The following is a 1,321-nucleotide window of genomic DNA, read 5'->3' on the forward strand; positions in this document are numbered from 1 at the left end:
GACTGAGCTACCGAGCCATTTTGCCATTTAGAAATGATTATGGTTGCTATCTCCTGTTGACGAAGATAACAACGGTCCGTACGAGACTCGAACTCGTGATCTCCTCCGTGACAGGGAGGCGTCCTAAACCAACTAGACCAACGAACCAATTGCGGGAGCAGGGTTTGAACCTGCGACCTTCGGGTTATGAGCCCGACGAGCTACCAGACTGCTCCATCCCGCGATAATATTAAGAAACAAAGGAGGATGAGAGATTCGAACTCTCGCGTGATTTTACTCACCTGACGGTTTTCAAGACCGTTCCCTTCAGCCAGACTTGGGTAATCCTCCATAAAACAATACAATAGTCCTTCTGGTAATGGACCTTGTAGGACTCGAACCTACGACCGAACGGTTATGAGCCGTTTGCTCTAACCAACTGAGCTAAAGGTCCAGTCCAAGTCCAAATCGCGGCGGGGGGGATCGAACCCTCGACCTCTCGGGTATGAACCGAACGCTCTAGCCAGCTGAGCTACACCGCGAAATGTTAAATAAAAATATTTTATTTAATCGGGAAGACAGGATTCGAACCTGCGACCCCCTGGTCCCAAACCAGGTGCTCTACCAAGCTGAGCTACTTCCCGTTAAATGCACCCAGTAGGAGTCGAACCTACAACCTTCTGATTCGTAGTCAGACACTCTATCCAGTTGCGCTATGGGTGCAAAACGCTACTTTTGAAACTTAATACCTCTCGGTATTAAGCGGAAGACGGGATTCGAACCCGCGACCCCCACCATGGCAAGGTGATGTTCTACCACTGAACTACTTCCGCAAAATGAAATGCCGACTAGAAGATTCGAACTTCCGACCCCCTGTTTACAAGACAGGTGCTCTACCAACTGAGCTAAGTCGGCATAGTCAGTATCATGTATATCTTATTTCCTCATCGTCCTAGGACGAATGAGCCGTGACAGGCTCGAACTGTCGACCCTCTGATTAAAAGTCAGATGCTCTACCAACTGAGCTAACGGCTCAAATGGAGGATACAGGGCTCGAACCTGTGACCCTCTGCTTGTAAGGCAGACGCTCTCCCAACTGAGCTAATCCTCCAAAATCGCGTGGCAACGTCCTATCCTCGCAGGGGGCGATCCCCCAACTACTATCGGCGTGCTAAAGCTTAACTTCCGTGTTCGGCATGGGAACGGGTGTATCCTTTAGGCTATCGCCACCACACTACAAGAGAAATTCTTCTCTCAAAACTAGATATTATACAATTATCTTCCAACGGAAACAACCACGTTTTCAACTTGGTTAAGTCCTCGACCGATTAGTACTGGTCCG

The 1,321-nt window shown here is 49.0% G+C and carries 12 tRNA genes and 1 rRNA gene (1 of these 13 only partly in view); all 13 read right to left on the reverse strand.

Features of this window, described 5'->3' with window-relative positions:
• Positions 1 to 17 (reverse strand) — tRNA-Phe (locus FD28_RS12920); it reaches 64 nt to the left of the window's first position.
• 55 nt (positions 18 to 72) lie between these two features.
• Positions 73 to 147 (reverse strand) — tRNA-Asp (locus FD28_RS12925).
• Between the two features lie 2 nt (positions 148 to 149).
• A tRNA-Met gene (locus tag FD28_RS12930) sits at positions 150 to 223 on the reverse strand.
• A gap of 17 nt (positions 224 to 240) precedes the next feature.
• Positions 241 to 330 (reverse strand) — tRNA-Ser (locus FD28_RS12935).
• Between the two features lie 29 nt (positions 331 to 359).
• Positions 360 to 433, reverse strand: a tRNA-Ile gene (locus tag FD28_RS12940).
• 14 nt (positions 434 to 447) lie between these two features.
• Positions 448 to 521, reverse strand: a tRNA-Met gene (locus FD28_RS12945).
• 28 nt (positions 522 to 549) lie between these two features.
• A tRNA-Pro gene (locus FD28_RS12950) sits at positions 550 to 623 on the reverse strand.
• 5 nt (positions 624 to 628) lie between these two features.
• Positions 629 to 702, reverse strand: a tRNA-Arg gene (locus FD28_RS12955).
• Positions 703 to 740: 38 nt separating this feature from the next.
• Positions 741 to 812 (reverse strand) — tRNA-Gly (locus FD28_RS12960).
• A gap of 9 nt (positions 813 to 821) precedes the next feature.
• Positions 822 to 894, reverse strand: a tRNA-Thr gene (locus tag FD28_RS12965).
• Between the two features lie 47 nt (positions 895 to 941).
• Positions 942 to 1,014 (reverse strand) — tRNA-Lys (locus FD28_RS12970).
• Positions 1,015 to 1,017: 3 nt separating this feature from the next.
• Positions 1,018 to 1,090: transfer RNA gene (locus FD28_RS12975), tRNA-Val, on the reverse strand.
• 6 nt (positions 1,091 to 1,096) lie between these two features.
• Positions 1,097 to 1,213, reverse strand: a 5S ribosomal RNA gene (rrf, locus tag FD28_RS12980).
• Between the last annotated feature and the right edge of the window lie 108 nt (positions 1,214 to 1,321).

It is taken from the genome of Levilactobacillus hammesii DSM 16381 (assembly GCF_001434395.1).
Taxonomy (GTDB): domain Bacteria; phylum Bacillota; class Bacilli; order Lactobacillales; family Lactobacillaceae; genus Levilactobacillus; species Levilactobacillus hammesii.